The 21,663-nt window shown below is 53.6% G+C and carries 21 protein-coding genes and 1 pseudogene; 8 read left to right on the top strand and 14 right to left on the bottom strand.

Annotation, left to right across the window (positions count from 1 at the left end; all coding sequences use genetic code 11):
- Positions 1–194 precede the first annotated feature (194 nt).
- The 12 genes and pseudogenes from QN215_RS05945 to QN215_RS06000 form a co-directional block, all read right to left on the bottom strand.
- Complete coding sequence (locus QN215_RS05945) at positions 195–1,184, bottom strand: prephenate dehydratase (protein WP_369343425.1); 990 nt, start codon at positions 1,182–1,184, stop codon at positions 195–197.
- The gene (locus tag QN215_RS05950) at positions 1,177–1,782 is read right to left on the bottom strand and encodes an alcohol dehydrogenase (protein WP_369343426.1); all 606 of its coding nucleotides are present in this window, start codon (positions 1,780–1,782) and stop codon (positions 1,177–1,179) included. Before QN215_RS05950 ends, QN215_RS05945 begins: the two co-directional genes overlap by 8 nt.
- Before the next feature lie 127 nt (positions 1,783–1,909).
- Complete coding sequence (gene typA, locus QN215_RS05955; protein WP_369343427.1) at positions 1,910–3,832, bottom strand: translational GTPase TypA; 1,923 nt, start codon at positions 3,830–3,832, stop codon at positions 1,910–1,912.
- Between the two features lie 149 nt (positions 3,833–3,981).
- Positions 3,982–4,626 carry an SMC-Scp complex subunit ScpB gene (scpB, locus tag QN215_RS05960; RefSeq protein ID WP_369345093.1) on the bottom strand — a complete coding sequence of 215 codons (645 nt, stop codon included), beginning with the start codon at positions 4,624–4,626 and terminating at the stop codon, positions 3,982–3,984.
- Positions 4,627–4,716: 90 nt separating this feature from the next.
- Positions 4,717–5,586: a ScpA family protein gene (locus tag QN215_RS05965; protein ID WP_369343428.1), complete on the bottom strand. Its 870-nt coding sequence runs from the start codon at positions 5,584–5,586 to the stop codon at positions 4,717–4,719.
- A gap of 22 nt (positions 5,587–5,608) precedes the next feature.
- Positions 5,609–6,448 (bottom strand): ParA family protein, encoded by an 840-nt coding sequence (locus tag QN215_RS05970; RefSeq protein ID WP_369343429.1) that lies wholly within the window; start codon positions 6,446–6,448, stop codon positions 5,609–5,611.
- Between the two features lie 208 nt (positions 6,449–6,656).
- Positions 6,657–7,598: a site-specific tyrosine recombinase XerD gene (gene xerD / locus QN215_RS05975; protein WP_369343430.1), complete on the bottom strand. Its 942-nt coding sequence runs from the start codon at positions 7,596–7,598 to the stop codon at positions 6,657–6,659.
- Positions 7,599–7,794: 196 nt separating this feature from the next.
- Complete coding sequence (rplT, locus tag QN215_RS05980) at positions 7,795–8,178, bottom strand: 50S ribosomal protein L20 (protein WP_369343431.1); 384 nt, start codon at positions 8,176–8,178, stop codon at positions 7,795–7,797.
- A gap of 41 nt (positions 8,179–8,219) precedes the next feature.
- Positions 8,220–8,414, bottom strand: a complete 195-nt coding sequence (gene rpmI / locus QN215_RS05985) for a 50S ribosomal protein L35 (RefSeq protein ID WP_369343432.1) — start codon at positions 8,412–8,414, stop codon at positions 8,220–8,222.
- A 260-nt stretch (positions 8,415–8,674) separates the two neighbouring features.
- Positions 8,675–9,310 (bottom strand): annotated as a pseudogene (gene infC, locus QN215_RS05990) (translation initiation factor IF-3); the annotation flags it as partial.
- A gap of 332 nt (positions 9,311–9,642) precedes the next feature.
- The gene (gene msrB, locus QN215_RS05995) at positions 9,643–10,587 is read right to left on the bottom strand and encodes a peptide-methionine (R)-S-oxide reductase MsrB (RefSeq protein WP_369343433.1); all 945 of its coding nucleotides are present in this window, start codon (positions 10,585–10,587) and stop codon (positions 9,643–9,645) included.
- A 264-nt stretch (positions 10,588–10,851) separates the two neighbouring features.
- The gene (locus QN215_RS06000; protein ID WP_369343434.1) at positions 10,852–12,519 is read right to left on the bottom strand and encodes a spermidine synthase; all 1,668 of its coding nucleotides are present in this window, start codon (positions 12,517–12,519) and stop codon (positions 10,852–10,854) included.
- 396 nt (positions 12,520–12,915) lie between these two features.
- Between QN215_RS06000 and QN215_RS06005 the strand changes: the two genes are divergently transcribed.
- From QN215_RS06005 to QN215_RS10080, 6 genes are all read left to right on the top strand, one after another.
- Complete coding sequence (locus QN215_RS06005; protein ID WP_369343435.1) at positions 12,916–13,722, top strand: thiamine diphosphokinase; 807 nt, start codon at positions 12,916–12,918, stop codon at positions 13,720–13,722.
- Positions 13,723–13,781: 59 nt separating this feature from the next.
- Complete coding sequence (locus tag QN215_RS06010; RefSeq protein ID WP_369343436.1) at positions 13,782–14,234, top strand: arsenate reductase family protein; 453 nt, start codon at positions 13,782–13,784, stop codon at positions 14,232–14,234.
- A 101-nt stretch (positions 14,235–14,335) separates the two neighbouring features.
- Positions 14,336–15,388 carry a type I glyceraldehyde-3-phosphate dehydrogenase gene (gene gap, locus QN215_RS06015; RefSeq protein ID WP_369343437.1) on the top strand — a complete coding sequence of 351 codons (1,053 nt, stop codon included), beginning with the start codon at positions 14,336–14,338 and terminating at the stop codon, positions 15,386–15,388.
- A gap of 284 nt (positions 15,389–15,672) precedes the next feature.
- Positions 15,673–16,191, top strand: a complete 519-nt coding sequence (gene ybaK, locus QN215_RS06020) for a Cys-tRNA(Pro) deacylase (protein WP_369343438.1) — start codon at positions 15,673–15,675, stop codon at positions 16,189–16,191.
- 161 nt (positions 16,192–16,352) lie between these two features.
- Positions 16,353–17,384 (top strand): aldose 1-epimerase family protein, encoded by a 1,032-nt coding sequence (locus tag QN215_RS06025; RefSeq protein ID WP_369343439.1) that lies wholly within the window; start codon positions 16,353–16,355, stop codon positions 17,382–17,384.
- Positions 17,385–17,474: 90 nt separating this feature from the next.
- Complete coding sequence (locus tag QN215_RS10080) at positions 17,475–17,549, top strand: 50S ribosomal protein bL37 (protein WP_003817083.1); 75 nt, start codon at positions 17,475–17,477, stop codon at positions 17,547–17,549.
- Positions 17,550–17,752: 203 nt separating this feature from the next.
- Here the strand turns inward: QN215_RS10080 and QN215_RS06030 are convergent, their stop codons facing one another.
- On the bottom strand, positions 17,753–18,028 hold the full coding sequence (locus tag QN215_RS06030) for a hypothetical protein (RefSeq protein WP_369343440.1): 276 nt from the start codon (positions 18,026–18,028) through the stop codon (positions 17,753–17,755).
- A 72-nt stretch (positions 18,029–18,100) separates the two neighbouring features.
- On the bottom strand, positions 18,101–18,781 hold the full coding sequence (locus QN215_RS06035) for a sigma-70 family RNA polymerase sigma factor (protein WP_369345094.1): 681 nt from the start codon (positions 18,779–18,781) through the stop codon (positions 18,101–18,103).
- Between the two features lie 156 nt (positions 18,782–18,937).
- On the opposite strand from QN215_RS06035, the gene QN215_RS06040 reads away from it, so the two are divergent.
- Positions 18,938–19,705, top strand: coding sequence for an exonuclease domain-containing protein (locus QN215_RS06040; protein WP_369345095.1), 768 nt, complete (start codon positions 18,938–18,940; stop codon positions 19,703–19,705).
- 257 nt (positions 19,706–19,962) lie between these two features.
- Positions 19,963–21,654, top strand: a complete 1,692-nt coding sequence (locus QN215_RS06045; protein WP_369343441.1) for a UDP-N-acetylmuramoyl-L-alanyl-D-glutamate--2,6-diaminopimelate ligase — start codon at positions 19,963–19,965, stop codon at positions 21,652–21,654.
- The last annotated feature ends 9 nt before the right edge of the window (positions 21,655–21,663 follow it).

A 21,663-nucleotide genomic window follows, 5' to 3' on the forward strand; every position in this document is an offset into this window, starting at 1 on the left:
GAGTCCTTGGGACCGGTCGCTGCATGCTGCTGCGAATGTGTAGGCCTTGATTGATTGGTGCCTGAAACTTCACTCATATCCGTATCCTGATCTTCCCGATTCCTGTTCTCTTCATGACCTTTCCCCTCACGGTGGGCTTGCAGCTCACCGTTCCTTGCAACGGATAGTGAAAGCCTGGGCAAGGGCTCATCAGTTCACATGAATTGTGCCTGAAGTCCTGTCAGTGTCTCATGAGTGGCGAGGCTGCCATGCCCGCCCGCACCACCATCAGGGAGCATCCATGATGTCACCGGAGGGTCGGGACGCTCCTGTCTGGCATATACTGCGAGAGTCTTGACCCAATCGCCTCTCCTGATGATGTTCTCCAACGCTGTCTTCAAATCATGCTGCCATGGTGCTGCATCAATGGTGGCTATGAAACTGTAGGTCCCATCATGACCCTTGATGGGGCGAGATATGAAGCTGGTCATGTTCAGACCTGCGTCCCGAAGCAAATCAAGGAGACCAGCCAGCACACCTGCCCCGGTGCTTAAAGGAATGAAGGCGATCACCGATTCATATTCGGTGGATGCCTTGTCATCTCCAAGCATCAGACTTCTTGCTTCATCTCTGGGAGCGAGCAGCAGGAAGTCGGTTCTACTCCCCTGATAGTCTTGGACGCCACGCTGCTTGGTCACCAATCCGTACAGTTCACCACAGATTCGTGGTCCGAGTGCAATCTGCCCTGATGTGATGTCTCTGCATGCCGCAGCATTGGATGCCGCTGGAACTTCTCGAAGACCTAACTGTCTGGTGAATGCACGGCATTGAGCCAGTCCATGGGGGTGAGCGGTGACTTCCTTCGGTTCTGACGCATCATCGGGCAGCATAAAGGCATCGAATTCAATAGCGACGCTTAACCTTCCACATCCCACCACATTGTGAGCATCGATAAGACCATCGATATTGGGAACTACATATCCTTCGACATTGTTTTCCCAGGCTATGACTCCGAAGGCTTGACCTGCATTGACCGCCTCGAGTATCTGGGTGACGTCTTCTGCCGGTCGCAGCATCGTGGACTCTGAATCCTCCGAGGGAGCAGAAGCTGCTGCTCGTGCCATGATACGAGGCAGAAATTGTTTGGCAGCAGCATGGGTGAAGGATCCCTGCGGCCCAAGATAATACACCGGGCGACTATTCATCGTGGCGTTCCTTGCGATCCCACTCAGCATCCTTGACGGTCGATGGGTGCTCCTCTATCGCGCTCACATCTGAAATCGAGGCACTCGTAGCTTCAGCGGTCGGAATTGGAGCGTCATCAGACAGCCTTGGCACTACGACAAACCAGTGCAGGGGCAGCAGCGCGATGACGAACTGCACGACAATCAGCCCTAGCAGCCAGTAATATCCAACATACAATCCAAAGTATGTGGTGAATGCCGCTCCCCCAACGGGAATGAGCACATCACCCATCGGTCCCTGACCGGCAAGCATGCCTACGCCGAAACATGATGCAACCAGATGCAAGACCAGACCGATGATGCCGCTGCGGGCGCGTGCCTCCCATGCGGACAGGCCTGCGAGCACCAATGCCAACAGCAGTCCGTACGGTATGTTCATCGCAGCGCCCATGCGATGGGCGACAGTGCCGACAAGGGCGACAAAAAAACCGAGAAGCAATGAGATAAGAAGCCGCAACCCCATGCTGAAACGGAAGGTCAAGGGCATCAGTGAACGCTGTGCCCGGTCGATGTGCATTCCCAGCATCATCGTATTGAGTCCCTGCATACTCGATTTCATATGGCTCAGCCTAGTACAACGCCCGTTCAATGCCTGTTGTGCGTTCCGAAAAAACACCCGTGCAGCATAGAGAAACGCGCTGCATACTGATCAGCATGCAGCGCGTTCCAGCAGTATCGAATAGTACTCAACTGTTCTTGTTCTGACGACGCTGGCGGGCATTCCACTTGTACCATTGATCGCGATCGAGAATGATCTTGCGCACGCGAATGGATTCTGGCGTGACCTCCACGCATTCGTCCTCGTTGGCAAAGTCGAGCGATTCCTCAAGGCTCATGTCGATTGGAGGGGTCAAGGTTTCCAACACGTCTGCGGTCGCTGAACGCATGTTCGTCATATGCTTTTCGAGCGTCACGTTGATGTCCAGATCTCCTGGCTTATTGGCAATGCCCACGATCTGGCCTTCATATACAGGCGACTGCGGCTTGACGAAGAAGTTGCCGCGAGCCTGAAGCTTCTGCATGGCGTACGGGCTGGCCTTGCCTGAACGGTCGGAAACCATCGAACCGTTCTGACGGGTCGTGATTTCTCCCGCCCACGGTGCATAGCCTGCTGACAGTGACGATGCGATGCCAGTGCCACGGGTGGCGCTGAGAAGAGCGGTTCTGAAACCAATCAGACCACGGGATGGGACGGTGAACTGAAGACGAACCCAGCCTGAACCGTGGTTGCTCATGGAATCCATGCGACCCTTGCGGTCTGCCATCAGCTGGGTGATGGTACCCATGTATTCCTCAGGAACATCAATGGTCGTATTCTCCATTGGTTCATTGAGCTTGCCATCGATGTCCTTGGTCACGACCTGAGGACGACCCACCGTGAGTTCATATCCCTCGCGGCGCATCTCCTCTGCGAGCACGGCCAGAGCCAGCTCGCCACGACCCTGGACTTCCCATGCATCTGGACGGTCGGTATCCACGACATGTATGGAGACGTTGCCGATAAGTTCGTGATCGAGGCGATCCTTCAGCATGCGGGCGGTCAGCTTATGATCCTTGCCTTCGGTTCCTGCGATAGGAGAATCGTTGGTTGCGAAGGTCATTGAAATGGCTGGATCGTCGACATGGATCAGAGGCAAAGGCTTCGGATCGTTGGGATCCACGATGGTCTCGCCAATCATGATATCCGAAACGCCTGCAATGGCGACGATATCACCAGGACCAGCTTCATCGACTGGTGTGCGGTCAAGACCGACCGTGCGAAGAATCTCGGTCAGCTTGAAGTTTTCGATGGAGCCACCTACGCGGGAAAGCCCGTAGGTCTTGCCCTTCTCGAGCTTGCCGTTGTAGATACGCACCAAGCCAAGACGCCCAAGATAGTCGGATGCATCAATGTTCGTGACATGTGCCTGAACTGGAGCACCCTCTTCATATTCCGGTGCTGGAATGTTCTTCAGAATCGCGTCGAACAGTGGCTCCAAATCCTCATTGTCTGGAACTTCACCATCGGCAGGCTGCTTTGTCGAAGCATAGCCGGCCTTTGCCGCACAATAGATCACTGGCAAATCGAGCAATGAATCGAGGTCGAGATCGATGCCCTCTTCGCTGACGTCCTGTGCAAGCCCGAGCAGCAGGTCTGTGCTCTCTGAAACGACTTCCGATATGCGGGCATCGGGACGATCCGTTTTATTGATGGCCAGAATCACGGGGAGCTTGGCTTCAAGAGCCTTACGCAGCACAAATCGTGTCTGCGGCAATGGTCCCTCTGAAGCGTCGACCAGCAAGACAACGCCATCCACCATGGAGATGCCTCGTTCGACCTCGCCACCGAAATCGGCGTGTCCTGGCGTGTCGACAACGTTGATGGTTATGCCTTCCGGCTCATTCAATTCTGCAGCGAGAGGGCCGGTATATTTCACGGCCGTGTTCTTCGCCAGAATAGTGATGCCCTTCTCGCGTTCCAAAGCATTGGAATCGAGAACTCTATCGGGAACCTCTTCGCGCTCGGAAAACACATGCGACTGCTTGAGCATCGCATTAACCAACGTTGTCTTACCGTGATCAACGTGAGCTACAATCGCAACATTCCTGATATCACCGCGTACCGCCATTACAACCTCATTCTGTGGGTAACAATCCATGGGAAGACATTCCCTGGAAGACAAGAGTTCCTAAACCTTGGCAATTCTAGCCACATTTATCGACTTTGAGAGTTTCTTGAAAGTGAACATGCAGCGAATGTCGCGATAACGCTTGCAAATCATTGCAATTGGTCGTCTTCACTCTTCAACGCATTCGTCGCATTCGGCAGGAATGGGGCGAGTGCGGGCAGTTGTTCAAGCGAGTCCAACCCAATCTTTTCAAGGAAGTATGCTGTGGTGACCAGCAACGCTCCTCGAGTGTCCTCGTCGATGCCATTTTCGCGAATCAAGCCTCTGATCAGCAATGAACGCAGCACGCCATCGGAATTCACACCACGTATGGATGCAACCTGTGCGCGAGTCATCGGCTGCTTGTAGGCGATAATCGCCAATGCCTCAAGCGCAGCCTGAGAAAGCCTTGCCGTCTGACCATGGGTGACGAATGCGGCGACGACCGATTCGAACTCTCGCCGATTGACGAACTGCCAGCCTCGGGCTGTGTGTCGCAGGGTAAAGCCGTGTGGATGTGGCGATGCCGCTGCCTCGTAGCTGTCGGTGAGCTCGTGCAGGGCCTCGGCGACATCGGACGGTTCAACGGCGAGAACCCTTGCAAGGTCATCGCCGTGCTGCGGCTGGTCAGCAACCATGAGAATGGCTTCCAGACACGCTTTAAGACCTCCAGGAAAGTCGTTGACATCGAAGTCGACGTATTCTGGACGCGTATCGCTGAGATCTTGCTGAGCCTCGCGCTGTTCTTGATTCATCTGTTCTTGATTCGTCTGTTCTACAGGCACGTTTGGAGACACTGCTGTAAATGCTGTGTCGGAAGTATATTCAGCCATTCGTCAACCTTCTCACGCGAAATCACCGGCATCTATCGACAGAACCGCGCCATCGGTGTTCTTGGCAACCCAGCGAAGAGACAAGGGTGCAAACGGGCCGGACTGCTTGTATTGCACGAAGCCCTGCTTGAAGAATATCAGCACCGCCAAGAAGCGTGCGACTATCTCCAAGCGGCTCGAAGCATCGCGAATCAGCTCTTCGAAACTGCATGCAGCCCCTGGCCTTTCGGTCAACTTCTCACGAATCATCGCTGCCTGGGCTTGCAAATCAACCTGAGGCACATGCAGCTGTTCGAGCGCGACCTCTTCTGGAGGCGCATGCATGAAGGCTTCGGCTGCGAGTCTCGCGATGTCGAGCGCGTCGGTGCTCCACGTCAATTCTGGAAGCATCGCAGCCACCTGCTCAGTGACCACAGCCTGATGGGGAAAGAAGCCTGACTGCGCCGCCAAACGCTCGCGGAAGTTGTTTCCGGCCTCCTTAAAGGCCTTGTACTGCAAGAGTCGCGCAAACAAGAGATCACGATCTCGAAGTGCCTGCATTGTCTGCTCATCGCTGTCACTGGCTTCGGTGTGTGGCAGCAAGGCGGCACTTTTCGCCTCAATCAGAATCGATGCGACATCGATGAATGCGCTGACGGTATCGATGTTGTTGTTCATATCAAGCGTCTGCACAAAATCAAGAAACTCCTGGGTTATCGTTGAGAGTGCCAGTTCCGTAAGATCCAGACTGCGCCGTGCAAGCAGCCCCAGAAGCGCATCGAAAGGCCCTTGATAGACATCGAGATTCACCGAAAATTCTGCATTGCTGTCGCTTTCCAGAATGGAGACATCGCTGGCTTCGTCTGGAGCTATCGGCTGATTGTCGGATGTATGCGCTTCCATCGTCCCTTCTTCGGAGCAGTCGCTACGCTACGATGCCACGAGCGATGAGTTCGCGCGCCACTTCGCGATATTCCTTTGCGGTCTTGTGCTCAGGAGCATACATGGTTATCGGCTCGCCGGAGACTGTGGCGTCGGGAAGCTTGATTGAACGAGTGATGACCGAATGCAGCACCTTGCCCTTGAATGCCTCGTAGATACGCTGGAGCACCTCTTCGGAATGCAAGGTACGCGTATACATCGTCACCAGCACCCCATACACGGTGAGATCTGGATTGATTCGTGTCTGCACCTTTTCGATGGATTGCATGAGCAATGCAACGCCTCTGAGCGCAAAGAACTCGGCAGCTACCGGGATTATCACCCCATCCGCCGCTGTAAGCGCATTCACGGTCAACAGACCCAAGGAAGGCTGGCAATCGATGATAATCAAGTCATATTCGTTGCGAAGAGCGCGCAAGGTCCCAGCCAACACCTGTTCCCTGCCCACCTCGGTGACCAGCTGCACCTCTGCCGCAGAAAGATCGATGTTTGCGGGAATGATGTCCAGATTGGGGAAACGCGTGTGCACGACCACATCGTGAACGTCCATGGAAGGATTGAACAACGCCGTGTAGATCGTATTGTCAACGCTGTTTGCATTGATGCCCAATCCGACAGTCGATGCCCCCTGAGGATCGAAATCGACGATGAGAACACGGCGACCGTAGATGCTCAACGCACCCGCAATGTTAATGGAGCTTGTCGTTTTCCCGACACCGCCCTTTTGATTGCACATCGCAATGATTCTCGCAGGTCCATGCTGATGAAGAGACTCGGGTGCAGCGAAGGTCTCATACTCTCGTCCCAATAAATCCATAGGCATACTGCTACACTACCAACTTCCCCGCTCATGCGTTTGTACGTCTAAACTTGTGCGACATCGCCCCTGTGAGCGAGACTGCTGACGCACATCGTGAATCCGCTCCTTCGATGTATCGTACTCAACAGTGTAGGCACATCATCGAACAGCGCTCGCCATTCATTCATGCATGTTCGTTCCTTGCCGAACTTTCCCCCTTGCATATTCCCGTTCATCTTGCTCTCGGGTGTGCCATGACATAGCTTTCCTTGAGCGTTTCAGGACTCACATGCGTATATATCTGCGTCGTGGTGACCGAAGCATGTCCGAGAAGCTCCTGCACCGTTCGCACATCCGCGCCCCCTTGAATCAGATGCGTTGCAAACGAATGCCGTAGCGTATGCGGGTGTACCTTGTGCGACAGGCCCGCACGTGCTGCCGTATACTGTACGATTTCCCACACCGATTGACGGGAGAGCCTATGCCCGCGAGTGTTGAGAAATATCGCCCGCATCTCCAACTTCGTCTTAGACCTTTTCTGGAGCTCATCTCTTCCATGCTCGCAATATGCCTGAACCGCGCGCTGAGCGTATCCGCCAAAGGGCACGAGCCTCTGCTTTGAGCCTTTACCCATGAGTCGCACTACACGTCCGGCGAGATCGATGTCTTCCCTATTGATCGTCACCGCCTCGGAAACGCGGGCCCCCGTGGCATACATCAGCTCCAGCAACGCCCTGTCACGCAAGGCAATAGGGTCGGTGTCTCCTTTCGGACAGGCTGATTCGAGCATCGCGGCAACCTCGTCTATTGTCAACACATCGGGAAGATGCTGAGGAGCCTTTGGTGCCTTCACCTGCTGCGAGACATCGGCATCGATCTCATGCTCGGCCAGGGCAAAGCGGTGGAATTCATGCACTGAAGCCAGACGTCTGGCACGACTGCGCGCCGATTCCTTCTGCAGACTGGCGACAAAATCTTCCACGGTCTGCGCTTCGACGGTACTGAGGTTCTTGAATCCTTGGGATTGCAGCCATAGGCAGTATCGAAGCAGATCTGACTCATAGGCGTGAACGGTTGCCTTGGCCAGACCTCGCTCCACGTTGATATGTGCAAGGAATTGCGACAGCAGTTCCTTAAACCCTGCGTTCAATGCTGTCGCTTCGACTGTTCCCATACCTTCATCCGTACCTGAATCCATGCCTCAATCATAGATTCTCCAAATCATACGGGATTGCCGTGGTCACAAGAACAGGCCAAGCTCCTGCATTTCACGACTCCAATGGTGGAAAGCGGCATCACATAGCTTCATAGTGCGTAACATATGCAAAAACCCCGCATGAAGCGGGGTCTTTAACGCATATCTTCTCAGCTCAGGCTGCTACCGGAGCGTTGACATCATCGGGCAATGCCTGCTTTGCCTGTTCGACGATGGTCTTGAAGGTATCGGGATCATTCACAGCCAGATCGGCCAGAGCACGACGATCGAGTTCGATGCCTGCAAGGTGCAACCCTTGGATGAAACGGTTGTAAGTGATGCCCTCTGCACGAACCGCAGCGTTGATGCGCTGAATCCAGAGCTTGCGGAAATCGCCCTTGCGAGCCTTGCGGTCGCGGAAGCTGTAGTTGAATGAGTGGAGCAGCTGCTCTTTTGCCTTGCGATACAGACGTGAACGCTGTCCACGATAGCCTGAAGCTCTGTCTAATACGGTGCGACGCTTCTTCAGAGCGTTCACTGCGCGCTTTACACGTGCCATAATCTATTCCTGCTTTCCTTGATAACTAAGATTCGCTACGCTCAGTGATTGAGCATCTTTCGCATGTTCTTGCTCTGGCTTGGAGCAAGAACCTGATCTGCCTTCAACACACGACGCTTGCGAGCTGACTTGTGTTCGAGATTATGGCGCATGGCACTGCCGGCCTGCATCAGCTTTCCCGTGCCAGTGACGCGGATACGCTTCGAAGCCGCGGAATTACTTTTCATCTTCGGCATTGCTGCCCTCCTTGTTATTTATTGTTCTGAGAAGTCTTTGCAGAGGCGATGCGGTGCATGTTCTGTGCCGCACTGCTGGCTGCCGCACTGCTGCGAGTTGGTGTACTCGCATGCCCTGATCCGCTGCGACGTGCACCCGCATCATGCGATGCATGCGAAGTGGATTGTGAGGCGCGACGCTCATGCTGATGCGTTTCGTGAGACTCATGCGTTGCTGCATGATGCTGCTCACGCTTCTCATGCTGCTCCTGAGGCTCTGCAGCCTTCACGGGCTGACCGCCATTCTCCTCTTGCTTGGTCGCCAGACGAGCTGCCTGACGAGCCTGGCGTTCCGCTCTTGACTGGTTGCCACGACGGCGCTGCTCGGATTGCGTATGCACCTTCTTGCCCTTGGGAGCCAATGTCATGATGATATTGCGCCCCTCCTGCTTCGGTGCGAATTCGACAGTCCCCAGATCGCCGACTTCCTGAGCAAGCCTACGCAGTAGATCAACACCACCGATAGGACGGGACTGCTCCCTTCCTCTCAGCATGATGGTGACCTTCACCTTGTCCCCTCCAGAGAGGAAGCGTGAAACGTGACCCTTCTTCACTTCAAAATCGTGCTCGTCAATCTTGAGGCGGAAACGAATTTCCTTGATCTCAGCGGTGCTCTGGTTTCTGCGAGCTTCACGCGCCTTGATCTTTTCGTTGTATTTGAACTTGCCGTAATCAATGAGCTTGGTTACCGGCGGTTTGGCATTGGGCGCCACCTCGACTAAATCGAGACTCGCCTCACGTGCCAAATTCAATGCGACAGAGGTTGCGATAACCCCAACCTGCTCGCCGTTCGGGCCGATCAGGCGTACCTGAGGTACGCGAATCTCGTCGTTAATCCTTGGTTCGTCGCTAATGATGACTCCTTATACTTGCTGCCCTGTTCATTCCGCTATATACCCTATGAAAACCGCGCGGGATCAAGTCCTAAACTGCATGGCGAAGAAGACCCACAATGAATCTTCACTGTCATTCGCATGTGTACGCGAATGATGAAATGATATGCATCATTTCTTCGACTACAGTCGGACCCGAAGCCACAAAAGGCTTCCAGGTGGGATATCTCAACGGGATAGTCCACTTTCCTGATTTCTCAAGCGTTGAACATAATACCACAACACCAGACAATGCTCGCAGCTGTGGCGCTCACTCATGCCGTCTGCGGCGCTGCAGTGCGCACGAGTGTGGTGAATCACTTCACCTGAGACAGATACTTGCCATAGCCTTCCGTCTCCATCTGATCCTTGGGAATGAAGCGCAAGGAGGCGGAATTCATGCAGTAGCGCAACCCGCCCAGTTCTTGCGGCCCATCATTGAAGACATGCCCGAGGTGGATGTCGGATTGCGCTGCACGTACTTCTATTCTGGGTCTGCCAAACAGCGAACGGTCCTCACGATTCGTCACCGTATCGTCAGATATCGGTTTGGAGAATGACGGCCATCCACAGCCTGAATCGAACTTATCGTTTGAAAGAAACAGCGGTTCGCCACTGACGATATCGACGTAGATTCCCGGCTTGTAATTCTCGTCATACTCATTTTCAAACGGCCGCTCCGTTCCGGCATTCTGGGTCACGTCATACTGTTCGGGGGAAAGCTTCCAGATCTGCTCGATGAACTGCTGTCGTTGGGCAACGTTGAGGATCTTCTTCATGGGAATATGGCAGTATCCGCCGGGATTCTTGTCGAGATAATCCTGATGGTAGTCTTCAGCGGAATAGAAGTTTTGCAGCGCCCCTATCTCTATGGCACTCTCCCGCCCGAAACGAGCATGCAGTTCGCGAAGCACCTGGGCAAAGGTCTCTGCTTGATTCGAATCTTCGGCTTGCCAATAGATGCCGCTTCGATATTGTCTCCCGCGATCATTGCCCTGTCGATTCACCGAAAAGGGATCGATGGCATCTATGAACAGCAATGCAAGCGTATGTGCCGAGACCAGCTCGATGTCATAGCTGACTTCTACCGTTTCCACAGCATCGGTTTCGCCGGTGCACACCTGCTCATAGCTTGGATTCGCAAGCTTCGACTGGGCGTATCCGACTTCGGTTGCCGTAACTCCCTTGACACTCTGGAAGTAACGTTGTAAACCCCAGAAGCATCCGCCCGCAAAATATGTTGTTGTCGTCATGCCAAGCATTATTCTCGATTGTTCGAGAAAAGTCTACGACTTTTGCCACATTTTGCCGCAGCGCACAAGCTTTTCGATCACAATGTCGAGTTTTGCGGCAATTCAGAAGTATAAGCGCCCAAAAACCTTGAAATCGGCACGGGAAAATGCCAAAAAACGAGGAAGATACTTGGGAATTGCCGCAAAACTCGATAGTACGAAATTGGGATGGTCGGATTGCACAGTCGGATTGCACAGTCAGATTGATGAGAGAATCGCAGTTGCCATGAAGCATCAGTTCAAGTTCATCAGTCCGGCAATGCCTTGTTCCTTGAGTATCTTTCGATATGGCCCCGCCTGCTCCTTGATGAGTTCGTCAATCGCACGCATGCCGAGCACTTCGACCGGTGCCTTGTCATCGGTGAGCACATACCTCGAAGTGTCTGAAGAACTCATGACAGGCGTCATGCGCAGGGTGAGCGAACTCATGGCAGCGGCCAGGTCATCGCTTCCTGTTCGTTGCATGGTGGTTTCTGGAAGCGATTCGGATGATAGCCCATCGCTGCGGTTCATAGGCTTCTTGGCAAACAGCTCTCGGTTGGTGGTGTCGGGAACGTCCGCCGTTGCGACCAGCGGAGATGAAGCGGGACGCTTCGAACTGCTCCCCTCCTCAAAGACCGAGGAAATCGTTGCTTCCAAAGCTTCGTTGATGGATCCCTTGCCGTCAGAGATCATATTCATGTTCACCACCATGACTCCACCTGGATTGAGATGCTTTCGAACCAGTGTGAAAAACTCGGTGGTCGACATCTGGAAGGGAATGGTGATGTCCTGATAGGCATCGACCATGATCACATCGTATGTCTTCTTGTCGGATGCGAGCCACGCACGCCCGTCATAGGTACTTACCGGTATGTCATCGGGTTCGCTGAAATATCGGTGGGCAAGATTGGTGATCGACTGATCAATCTCCACACCAGTGATGGACATGCTGGGATAGTATTCGCGCAATTGACGTGCGTACGTTCCCGTTCCCATGCCGAGAATCAACGCCGATTGTGCATGTGCTGCCAAAGCCGGGGCTGCGAGCGCTGTGTCGTAATAGAGGCCTGTCAGCCCGCCTGCCTTCATCGTGACCGATTGCACGCCGAAGAGCACATTCGTGGAGAGTATGGTTCGATCGGAGAGATTCTTGACCTGGAGATAGTTGTATTCCGATTCTCCTTCGTAGGCCAGATTGCGCTCCCAGAACGCGAATCCCGACAGCGGCGATACGATCGCCGAGCCGACGAAGAGCACGATGCATACGATGCTGGTGATGATGTAGGTGCGACCGGAGAAGAAGTAGACCAGTGGCAGCGCGAGCAGAATGCCCGCGAAGATAAGGAAGGTCACGAAGGTTCCCACGGTGGGGATGGTAAGGAAGGTCGGAAGAAAGGTGCCGAGAATCGATCCAACCGTATTGCATGCGCCAAGTCGCCCGACGATGGTTGCATTGTCTTTCAGCGAGTCGGTTGTGAATTTCACGAGGCCTGGGGTCACGGTTCCCAGCAGAAACAGTGGGGGCACAAAGATCACCATGCAGCTGATGAATGCTGCAAGGATCAGAAAGTTCGTCGAGATGGTGACTATCAGCAGGCCGGAAATTGCGATGATGACGTATTTGCCGACCAAAGGCACCAATGCCAGCCATACCGCTGCAAACATGATGCGGCGATACAGAAGGTCAGGATCGGGATTCTTGTCTGCCTGCCGTCCTCCCCATACGTTGCCCAGTGCCATGGCAATCATGATGGTGCCGATGATGATGGTCCAGACTATCTGCGAACTGGAAAAATATGGCGCGAGCAGTCTCTGTGCTCCAAGCTCTGCAGCCATGACTGCCATGCCGGAGAAGAATTCAGTGAGATAGAGAAAGATTTTCGAGTTGAGAATCGCCTTTGGCACGTGGGTTTTCAGCATGAGAACCTTTCAATCAGCAGTCGTTGCTGCTATCACCTTACTGCGGGAACCGATCATGCGCCTACAGCAACACTGGATGGGGCGCATACAAAGCTGCCAATTCGATATGGCACTGACATCTCCGCACCGATTGCCTCGTCATGGCGCGTGGATACCGGCCCATTGTGTGTGACGCTGACACCAGCACAGTGTGACGCTGAGTACAAGGCACGCTATGATATGTTCCACACTCGGTGCGCTGCCCTTGTTACGATGCAGCTAAGATGCAGACACGATGCAGATCTGTCGCAACCCGACATGTCCGACGGTCAGTTGTCGTCAAGGCACCACCGACGAGTTCTGTCCAATTATGTTCTGTCGAGTGCGTTCTGTTATGCGATGCGAGGATTGATAGCTATGAACGATGTGCATGCAAGGCAGCAGGGCTCTCACCCTGCCAAGTCAGGCAGCGGCGGCAAAGAGCGGGTATGCGTCATCTTTGCAGCGGGAGACTATTTTGGTATGCCTGCCAAGATTCCTCGGGACGCGTACGTTATCGCTGCTGATGGAGGTTTCGATCATTGCCTCAGTCAGCATGTCCATGCCGACATTGTCATGGGTGATTTTGATTCCATCACCGTGGATGTTCCTGCCGGTACTGAGAGCTTTCATGTTCCATCGGAGAAGGATCTGACCGATACCGCAAGCGCGGTGGCTCTCGGCTGGGAGAAGGGCTATCGCGTGTTTCACATCTATGGCTCATTGGGCGGTCGGCTCGATCACTCGATAGCCAACATGCAGCTCGTGGCAGGGCTTGCGAATCATGGTGGCATAGGGTTTCTCTATGGTGACGATGTGGTGGTGACCGCCATTCGCAATGGCAGTCTGACTTTTCCAGCCTTCACGTGTCCGGAACGTACGATGCTTTCAGTCTTTTCGAGTTCAGACGCTTCACTTGGCGTGTATGAGAAGGGACTCAAGTACTTTCTCGACAACGCAAGTTTGACCAACGATCACGCCAATGCGGTAAGCAACGAGTTCGTCAGCGGCGTGCCGTCCCAGATCAGTGTGGAAACGGGAACCCTTCTTGTCACCTATGCCTCTCAAGCCGAGGCACCGAGCTGGTCCACGCGAGTCGCTCAAGAAGCAACATTTGACACCATAAGCACACAGGTAACTTCAGCTTTGAACACGCCAGGAAACAAGAACGCACACCTTGTCTAATTCTTTAACTCTGAGCCAATGTTCAGCGATATTGCCCCGACTTCTGCGATAATTGAATCGTGAACAGAGTTACTGAATCAATTCATACGTCGTCTGAAGACCACAGCGAACATCCAACGGAGCAAGTCAACGATAGTGGCACTGACAAAGCCCAAGAAGCCATTGAGTTCGTCTGCTACACACCGTGCTCCACATGTGCCAAAGCTCGCGTTTGGCTCAATGACCACGACATACCCTTCAATGAACGCGACATCAAGGGCGACAACCCTTCTGCGAGCGAGTTGAAGTCATGGTGGGAGATCAGCGGACTTCCGTTGAAGCGGTTTTTCAATACCTCAGGACAGGCCTATCGATCGTTGAACATGAAGGATCGCCTGCCTCGAATGTCCAGCGAAGAAGCGTTGGAAGTACTTGCGAGCAATGGGATGCTAGTGAAGAGACCCATAGTTGTGAGCGCTAACAATATTCTCGTGGGGTTTCGTCCTGAGCAATGGCAGGACACTCTGCTCTAGTACAGGCACACGATTACAGTAAATGTTGTTGAAATAACACATAGCCAGTACGCTCTGTAGTTCTCGCAGACGCACGGCCCAATTCCCATAGGGAGATGTAAATGACAGTAAAGATTGGCATTAACGGCTTCGGTCGTATCGGTCGTCTCGCATTCCGTCGTATTTTCGAGCTGCAACATCGTGGCGGCGAAGCCGGTGACATTGAGGTCGCAGCAATCAACGATCTGACCACTCCATCAATGCTGGCATACCTGCTGAAGTACGACAGCACTCATGGAACTTTCAAGCATGATGACGGCACGCCTGTCGAGGTCACCTCAACGGATACCGCAATCGTGGTTGATGGCAAGGAATACACCGTCTACGCCGAAAGAGATGCCTCCAACATTCCATGGGTGAAGAATGATGGCGTTGAATTCGTGCTCGAGTGCACCGGTTTCTACACTTCTGCCGCGAAGTCCCAGGCTCACCTTGATGCCGGTGCGAAGAAGGTTCTTATCTCCGCTCCTGCCAAGGATGATGTTCCTACCGTTGTCTACGGCGTAAACCACGAAATCCTGAAGCCAACGGATGCAATCGTGTCCGCAGGTTCATGCACGACGAACTCACTCGCCGCCATGGTCAAGCTGCTTGACGACAAGTTTGGCGTCAAGGTTGGATTCATGACCACCATCCACGCCTACACCGGCACCCAGATGCTGCTCGACGGACCGCGTGGCAGCAAGGGTCGCAACAACCGCGCTTCCGCGATCAACACCATCGAACACTCCACTGGTGCCGCCAAGGCAATCGGCAAGGTTGTTCCTTCAGTCGATGGCAAGCTGCAAGGCCACGCACAGCGTGTTGCAGTTCCAGATGGTTCCGTCACCGAACTCACCACCGTGCTCGACAAGAAGGTCACCGTTGAAGAGATCAACGATGCATTCAAGGCTGAGTTCTCGGACAAGGATTACTTCGGCTACAACCCAGATGGCATCGTCACCTCAGACATCATTGGCGACACCCACGGTGGCGTCTTCGATCCAACGCAGACCGATGTCAACCAGGCAGGCGACGATCAGCTCGTTCGCACCGTTTCCTTCTATGACAACGAATACGGTTTCACTTCAAACATGATCCGTACCCTGCTCTACTTCGCTGAAATCGCTGAGTGAGCAAGACTCGCAATCATTTCACGCACACGCCTCAAACTGGCACAATGCGTGAAATGATTGCGAACGCAGCTTCATAGTTCATAAGAATCCCCATGAAATCACAGATTTCATGGGGATTTCCTATATCTCATGAGCAGAGTTGCGAGTTTTGTTGCCTTTTCGAAGTATCCAAGCCTCTCTGGGGCTATTTTCAGTCCGGTTTTCCTCAAATTTCGACCTTGCTACTTAGAAAAGGCAACAAAACTCGCAACTCTCGTTTTCGAAGCTGAGATTGCCGCTCTAGAATGAGTGCTGTGAGCAGAAAGTCTAAGTCAAGCAAGGGAAAAGGATCGACGCCCGCAACCGTGATGCTCGAAAAGGCCGGTGTGGACTTCCACCTCTACGAATATGCACATTCGAATGAGCACATGGACGAGGGATACGGTGTCGAAGCAGCAGAGAAACTGGGGTTGAATCCGCATCAGATATTCAAGACCTTGCTCGCAGACACAGGTGCTGAACGTGTGGTCGGCATTGTGCCAGTGAGCGGACACCTCGATATGAAAGCGCTCGCAGCGGCAGTGGGCGCCAAGAAGGCGAGTATGGCAGATCCACGCCAAGCCGAGAGAGAAACCGGATACGTTGTCGGGGGCATATCGCCACTCGGACAGAGGACAAGACACCGCACCGTTCTCGACAGCAGTGCGCTTGAACATTCCGAGATTCTTGTCTCTGGCGGAAAGCGCGGCTTCGACATAGGCATCAATCCACAGGATCTGATCACCGTGCTCAAGGCAACAACCGCCGATATCGGCACATGGTAGAGAAGGGTGAGCAGGCTACCACTAGTATGGTTAGCGAGTATGGTTACCAATGACGATACTGGGAATGATCAATGACGATTTTCAGCAGACCGTAGCCAACCGTTCCTGTTACTTTTCCATGTATCAGAACTTTGCTCGTATCAAAACCTTGGGAGTACACGATGACCATAACCAACATTGAGAAAAGCGCACCACAGACGCTCACGCATGTATCCTCAACGGGTGCCGGACGGTGCGCACACTACACGCCAACACCCATAACCGGTCAGCAGTACTCAATTTCACACGGCACATACAAGGCAACGGTATCGCAGCTCGGCGCAGGATTGCGAAGCCTAACTTACGAAGGCAAGAACATCATCGTCTCCTACGATCCAAATGCGACGATACCCTGCTGCAACGGCTATGTGCTCGTACCATTTCCCAACCGACTCGAAGATGGCGAATATAGCTTCGAAGGCAAAAGCTACTCCATTCCCATCGATGAGCGGGAACGTCAGACTGCCCTGCATGGCCTTGGGTATCGATACCTCTGGCATCTGGAATCGCTCACCGATGCGTCTGTGACGCTCTCATGGCGCTCCCCTGCAATCATCGGCTACCCCTTCGATGTTGTGGTCACGGTGACCTATTCCCTAGACGACAATGGTCTGACCATGCTCACCACTGCCGCAAATCAGGGAAACACTGCAGCTCCCTGGGCATTCGGCATCCATCCATGGCTGTCGAATGGCAAGAATGGCTATGGCAACGACAAGATCGAGGCCGACAATGCTCGCTGCTCGCTACAGCTTCCGTGCGGTCAGCATGTGATTGCAAGCCCTGATAGACTGCTCCCCCAAGGTGAGGAATCCGTTGAAGGAACCCCATATGATCTTCGCGAAAGAACTTCTCTCAGCGGCAAGGCCTTCGACGATGCCTGGACAGGTGTCAATCGTGCCCATGACGGTTCAAGTACCGCGATCTTCACTCGACCAGACGGACTGGCAGTTCATCTGAAGGGCGATGACACGATCAACGCCTGGCAGGTATGCACCGGAACAGGATTCCCCGCCGATGCCCATCCTGCGGGGGTTGCTGTCGAGCCGATGACTGCATATGCCAATGCCTTCAGAACAGGCAAGAATCTGGTGATCCTCAAACCTGACACGACGTATTCAACGACGATCTCCTACCACGTTGAGCACGTCTGAAGACACTGTTCATGACGCTTGATTTGAATTGGTCTGGACAATGTGGGATAATTCATCAGGCTTATTCGCAAGGGAGTAAAGGAGTCCATCATGGGCATGCGTGGACGTAAGCGCAAAGATCGTCGCAAGAAAGCCGCTAACCACGGTAAAAGGCCAAACGCCTGATTTTTTAGCGAACTTAACATCCCTGGCACAGTCTCATTGCCATACATCATTGGAAAGAGATCATGTCAGGGATTTTTCATATTCTCAATACGAGATAATCCAGCGAGCGCAACTGTTCATCTCAGCTGTACTTCTTAATAGTGCAACGCAACAGTCGAGCTCAGCAATGACCGAACCCATGACGTTGCGACGACCTGACTCACTCATTGACGAGAGGTGTCGTCGTGCTTCAAATCTGAAGTGGTTTCATCCATGAAATGGCGCAGCCGCCGCAGCAGGCATTGCGGCGCGACCTGAGGGCGAAGATAATCACGCAAGGCCTCGATCACAGCACGCTCATGGGCATCACAGCACGTACTGGGGTCAAAGCACTGCGATGATGTGCTCACCTTGGTAACCTCAATGCTTGTCTCGACCAGTCGGCCATCAGAATCTCGGGTCAATGATACGTGTTCGGTATGCTCAATACGACCGTCCATATCCGCCCCTCTCCTTGATGCGTGGTGCGTACAACACCGCTGACTTGGTCTTCATGACCGTCATCATGATTGTTACTCTTCTACTCTTACTGTATCGCTGCCCATGGCTTTCGGCTTCACCTTTGGCACTTTATTGCTATCAGCAGCATGGGAATAATGACGAGATTCGGCTCGACCATTGCCATCGGCATCCTGTTCACGGTGAGATGGACGATTGCCTTGGCTGTGCTGACCATACCCTCGTTCGCGAGCGTATGCGGCAAGCTCCTCCTTCAGCTGCGCGCGGGCGCGGTTGAGTCTGCTCATCACTGTGCCAATCTTGATGCCCTCTTCTTCGGCCACCTGATTGTAGCTTTTGCCATCAATGGCCGCATCGATGAAGACCTTGCGACGTTCTGGACTCAACTTTTGCAGAGCCGCCAGAATCTCTTTCGGCGCGAATTTCTCAAGATATTCCTGCTCGGCAGATTTCAGCCCTTCCGAAGCATGGCCTGAAGCGGAGTAGATGTCCCAATCATCGTATTCACCGGTGGAATCGTTCGCTCGCTGCGGTCTGCGCTTGGCTTTCTGATACTGGTTGAAGAAGGCATTGCGCTCGATGGTCGTCATCCAAGCCTCGAAGTTGCTGCCAATCTCGAATCGATCGAAAGCCTTGAATCCGCGTTCGAACGTGTCCTGAACCAGATCCTGAGCATCGTCTGGATTGTTGGTGAGCCTCATCGCCTGCCTGTACAGTGCGTTGACAGCAGGCATGGCTAAAGCTTCGAAACGTCTGCGTTTTTCTTGCAGCTGTTCCGTATTGTCCTGTTGTTTCACAAGCCCCGTCTGATCCGCCACACCTCCATTGTGCCATTGCCGACGAATAAGCATTGTTTCGGAGTGTCCGTGTCAAAACGCACAATTACTGATATGAACGATTTGGCGCAAAGCGAGCAGCTGCTGAAGACATTGGGTTCGGCACCGCAGCAGACCAGTGAAACTCCATTATCGAAGTCATGGCTTCTTGGCTTCGACACAGAAACGACGGGGGCACGTCCCGGGCGCGATGCGATTGTCTCGGCAACGCTCGTGCTGAGAAATCCTGAGCTTGGCCATGACCACGATGTACTCGGCGAGTGGATCATCAACCCTCACCGACACATGAGTCCCGGCGCGAGCAAGGTGAATGGCTTTACCGATGACTATCTGGAAGAGCATGGGATTGAACCGGAAGAAGCTCTCGAATCCATCACTAAGGTGATTGTGAGCGCTCAGAACAGCAACATTCCCTTGCTGGCCTACAACGCACCTTTCGACGTTGCCATGCTCCAACACGATTTGGGTCAGTGGAAGCTTGACACTCTTGAATCCAGAATCACGAACGACTCTTTGCTCATCGTCGATCCTCTGGTCATTGACCGCGCGGTGTCCCATCGAAGCGGCAAGCGCACGCTCAGCTATACGACGGAATATTATGGCGTCGAACCGGACGGTGACTTTCATAATGCAACAGCCGACACGGTCGCTGCAGTCGATCTGATCGGGCCCATGACCACGCTGTATCCGCAGGTCGGTCGCTTGAAGATTGGCGAGCTCATGGCATGGCAGCAACACGCCCATGGCATCTGGAAGGACTCATTCAATCAGTGGTTGACATCCAAGGGACGACGTCCCATTCAGGATGGATGGTTCGAGTAGTCACCATAGCATCACCATTGGCGTTGTAGACTTGCAATGATTTTGTGAGGCTGCGTTGAATGGCTGCAGCATGATTGATCGCCGCACCATAGTGGTGCACCGTTACCATGGTGGAATAGGCATGGTAGGGATTCAGAAGGTGCCTATGGCTGGTGGCTGACGGCTGACGGCCTCGCGGCCTGAAAGATGGCTTGACAGATGGCGGCAGTGAGATCGCCTGGCGCGCATATGGATCGAGAGATTGAAGGAATGGTGTTATGGCTCTGACCTTGGCTTCTGCAACACGGCTGCTGAAACGCAATGGTTTGTTGCGAGAACTGATCCGAGCGGATCGTTGGACCTTGGATCCATACTCATTCGACGGTTTCGACGGTTTCTACGGTGCAGACACCAACTTCACTGACATCACCTACGACACACGCAAGGTCAGCCGAGGTGGTCTGCTGTTCTGCAAAGGACGGTTCCGCCCCGAATTTCTCGATGATATCGACGACACCGGCTTGGCTGCCTACGTTGCGGAAACTCCCTACGCAGACAAAACAGGCTCGGTTGGCATCATCGTCAATGATGTCCGCAAGGCAATGAGTCTGCTGGCATCCGAGTACTACTGCAGACCTCAGGACAGTCTGACAGTCGTGGGGATCACAGGCACCAAGGGCAAGACCACAACCGCATATTTTGTGCAAAGCATACTCAACAGTTTCAGCGGCAATAAGTCTGCTCTGTTCTCTTCGGTGGATGACTGCCTTGATGGCGTGCATTATCATGAATCGAATCTGACCACGCCGGAATCCTTGGATCTGTTCCGCATGATGAGAACCGCACTAGACAATGGCATGCGCTATCTCGTGATGGAGGTCTCGTCGCAGGCCTATAAGGTGGATCGCGTATACGGTCTGCATTTTGACGTGGGCGCGTTTCTCAATATTTCGCCCGATCACATCAGCCCAATCGAACATCCGACATTCGAGGATTACCTGTTCTGCAAGCGCCAGATCACGCAGCATTCATCCCATCTCGTGCTCGGTCGTGATTGCGCCTACGCTGATCTGATTCTCGAAGATGCCAAGGCCTCATCGACGACCGTCTCCCGCTTCGCACTGGGCAAGAGTTGTGTGCGCGATGGGTCTGTATCCTCCGAATCCTCCGAATCCTCCGAATCCTCCGATGCCATTCGCCGCGCCACCGATGGCGACGACTCCAACTCTTCTGCCACAGACAGCGTGGCAACGGTCTGCGCAGTTCCGGTCTCGAATTCTGGAACCGAACGCTACTCGATGTTCATCTCTCATGAATCGCTCACGAAGATCGGAGACTTCACACTCTCCATCGAGGGAGCTTTCAATGCCGCCAATGCCGCCGCAGCCATCGCCATCGCACTGCAACTGGGCATTCCACAGGACAGCGACGCGCTACATGCCTTGGAATCGGTGAAGATTCAGGGTCGGATGGAACGATTCTCTGCGCGCAACATCGTCGCCTACGTCGATTACGCGCATAACTATGCGAGCGTGACGGCACTTCTTGACTTCGTTGACCATAAATATGGCTCCAAACATCCACGAATCACGCTGATAACAGGTTCGGCAGGCGACAAAGCCTATGACCGTCGCAAGGAAATCGTCGACGCGGCGCAGAACCGAATCGCACGATTCATCTTCACCGAGGAAGACACCGAAACTGAACCACATGAGGCCATCTGCGAGCAGATGCTCGGCTATGTCACTAACCCCTCAGTCGAGGCAAGCATCATCATGGGTCGCACCGAAGCCATCGCACAGGCCATAGAAGAAAGCCGGGCTGACAGAACGACACTCAATGTCATTCTCGTCATCGGCAAGGGCGAGGAACGATGGATCAAGGATTACGGTCGGCATAAGCAATATGAAGGCGACGATCATGCTGTCGAGCGTCTTCTTGCACAGTACAATCAGCACGCAGAGGATTAAGGATTCGTT

The sequence above is a fragment of the Bifidobacterium sp. WK041_4_12 genome, from assembly GCF_041080795.1.
GTDB classification, from domain to species: Bacteria; Actinomycetota; Actinomycetes; order Actinomycetales; family Bifidobacteriaceae; genus Bombiscardovia; species Bombiscardovia aquikefiricola.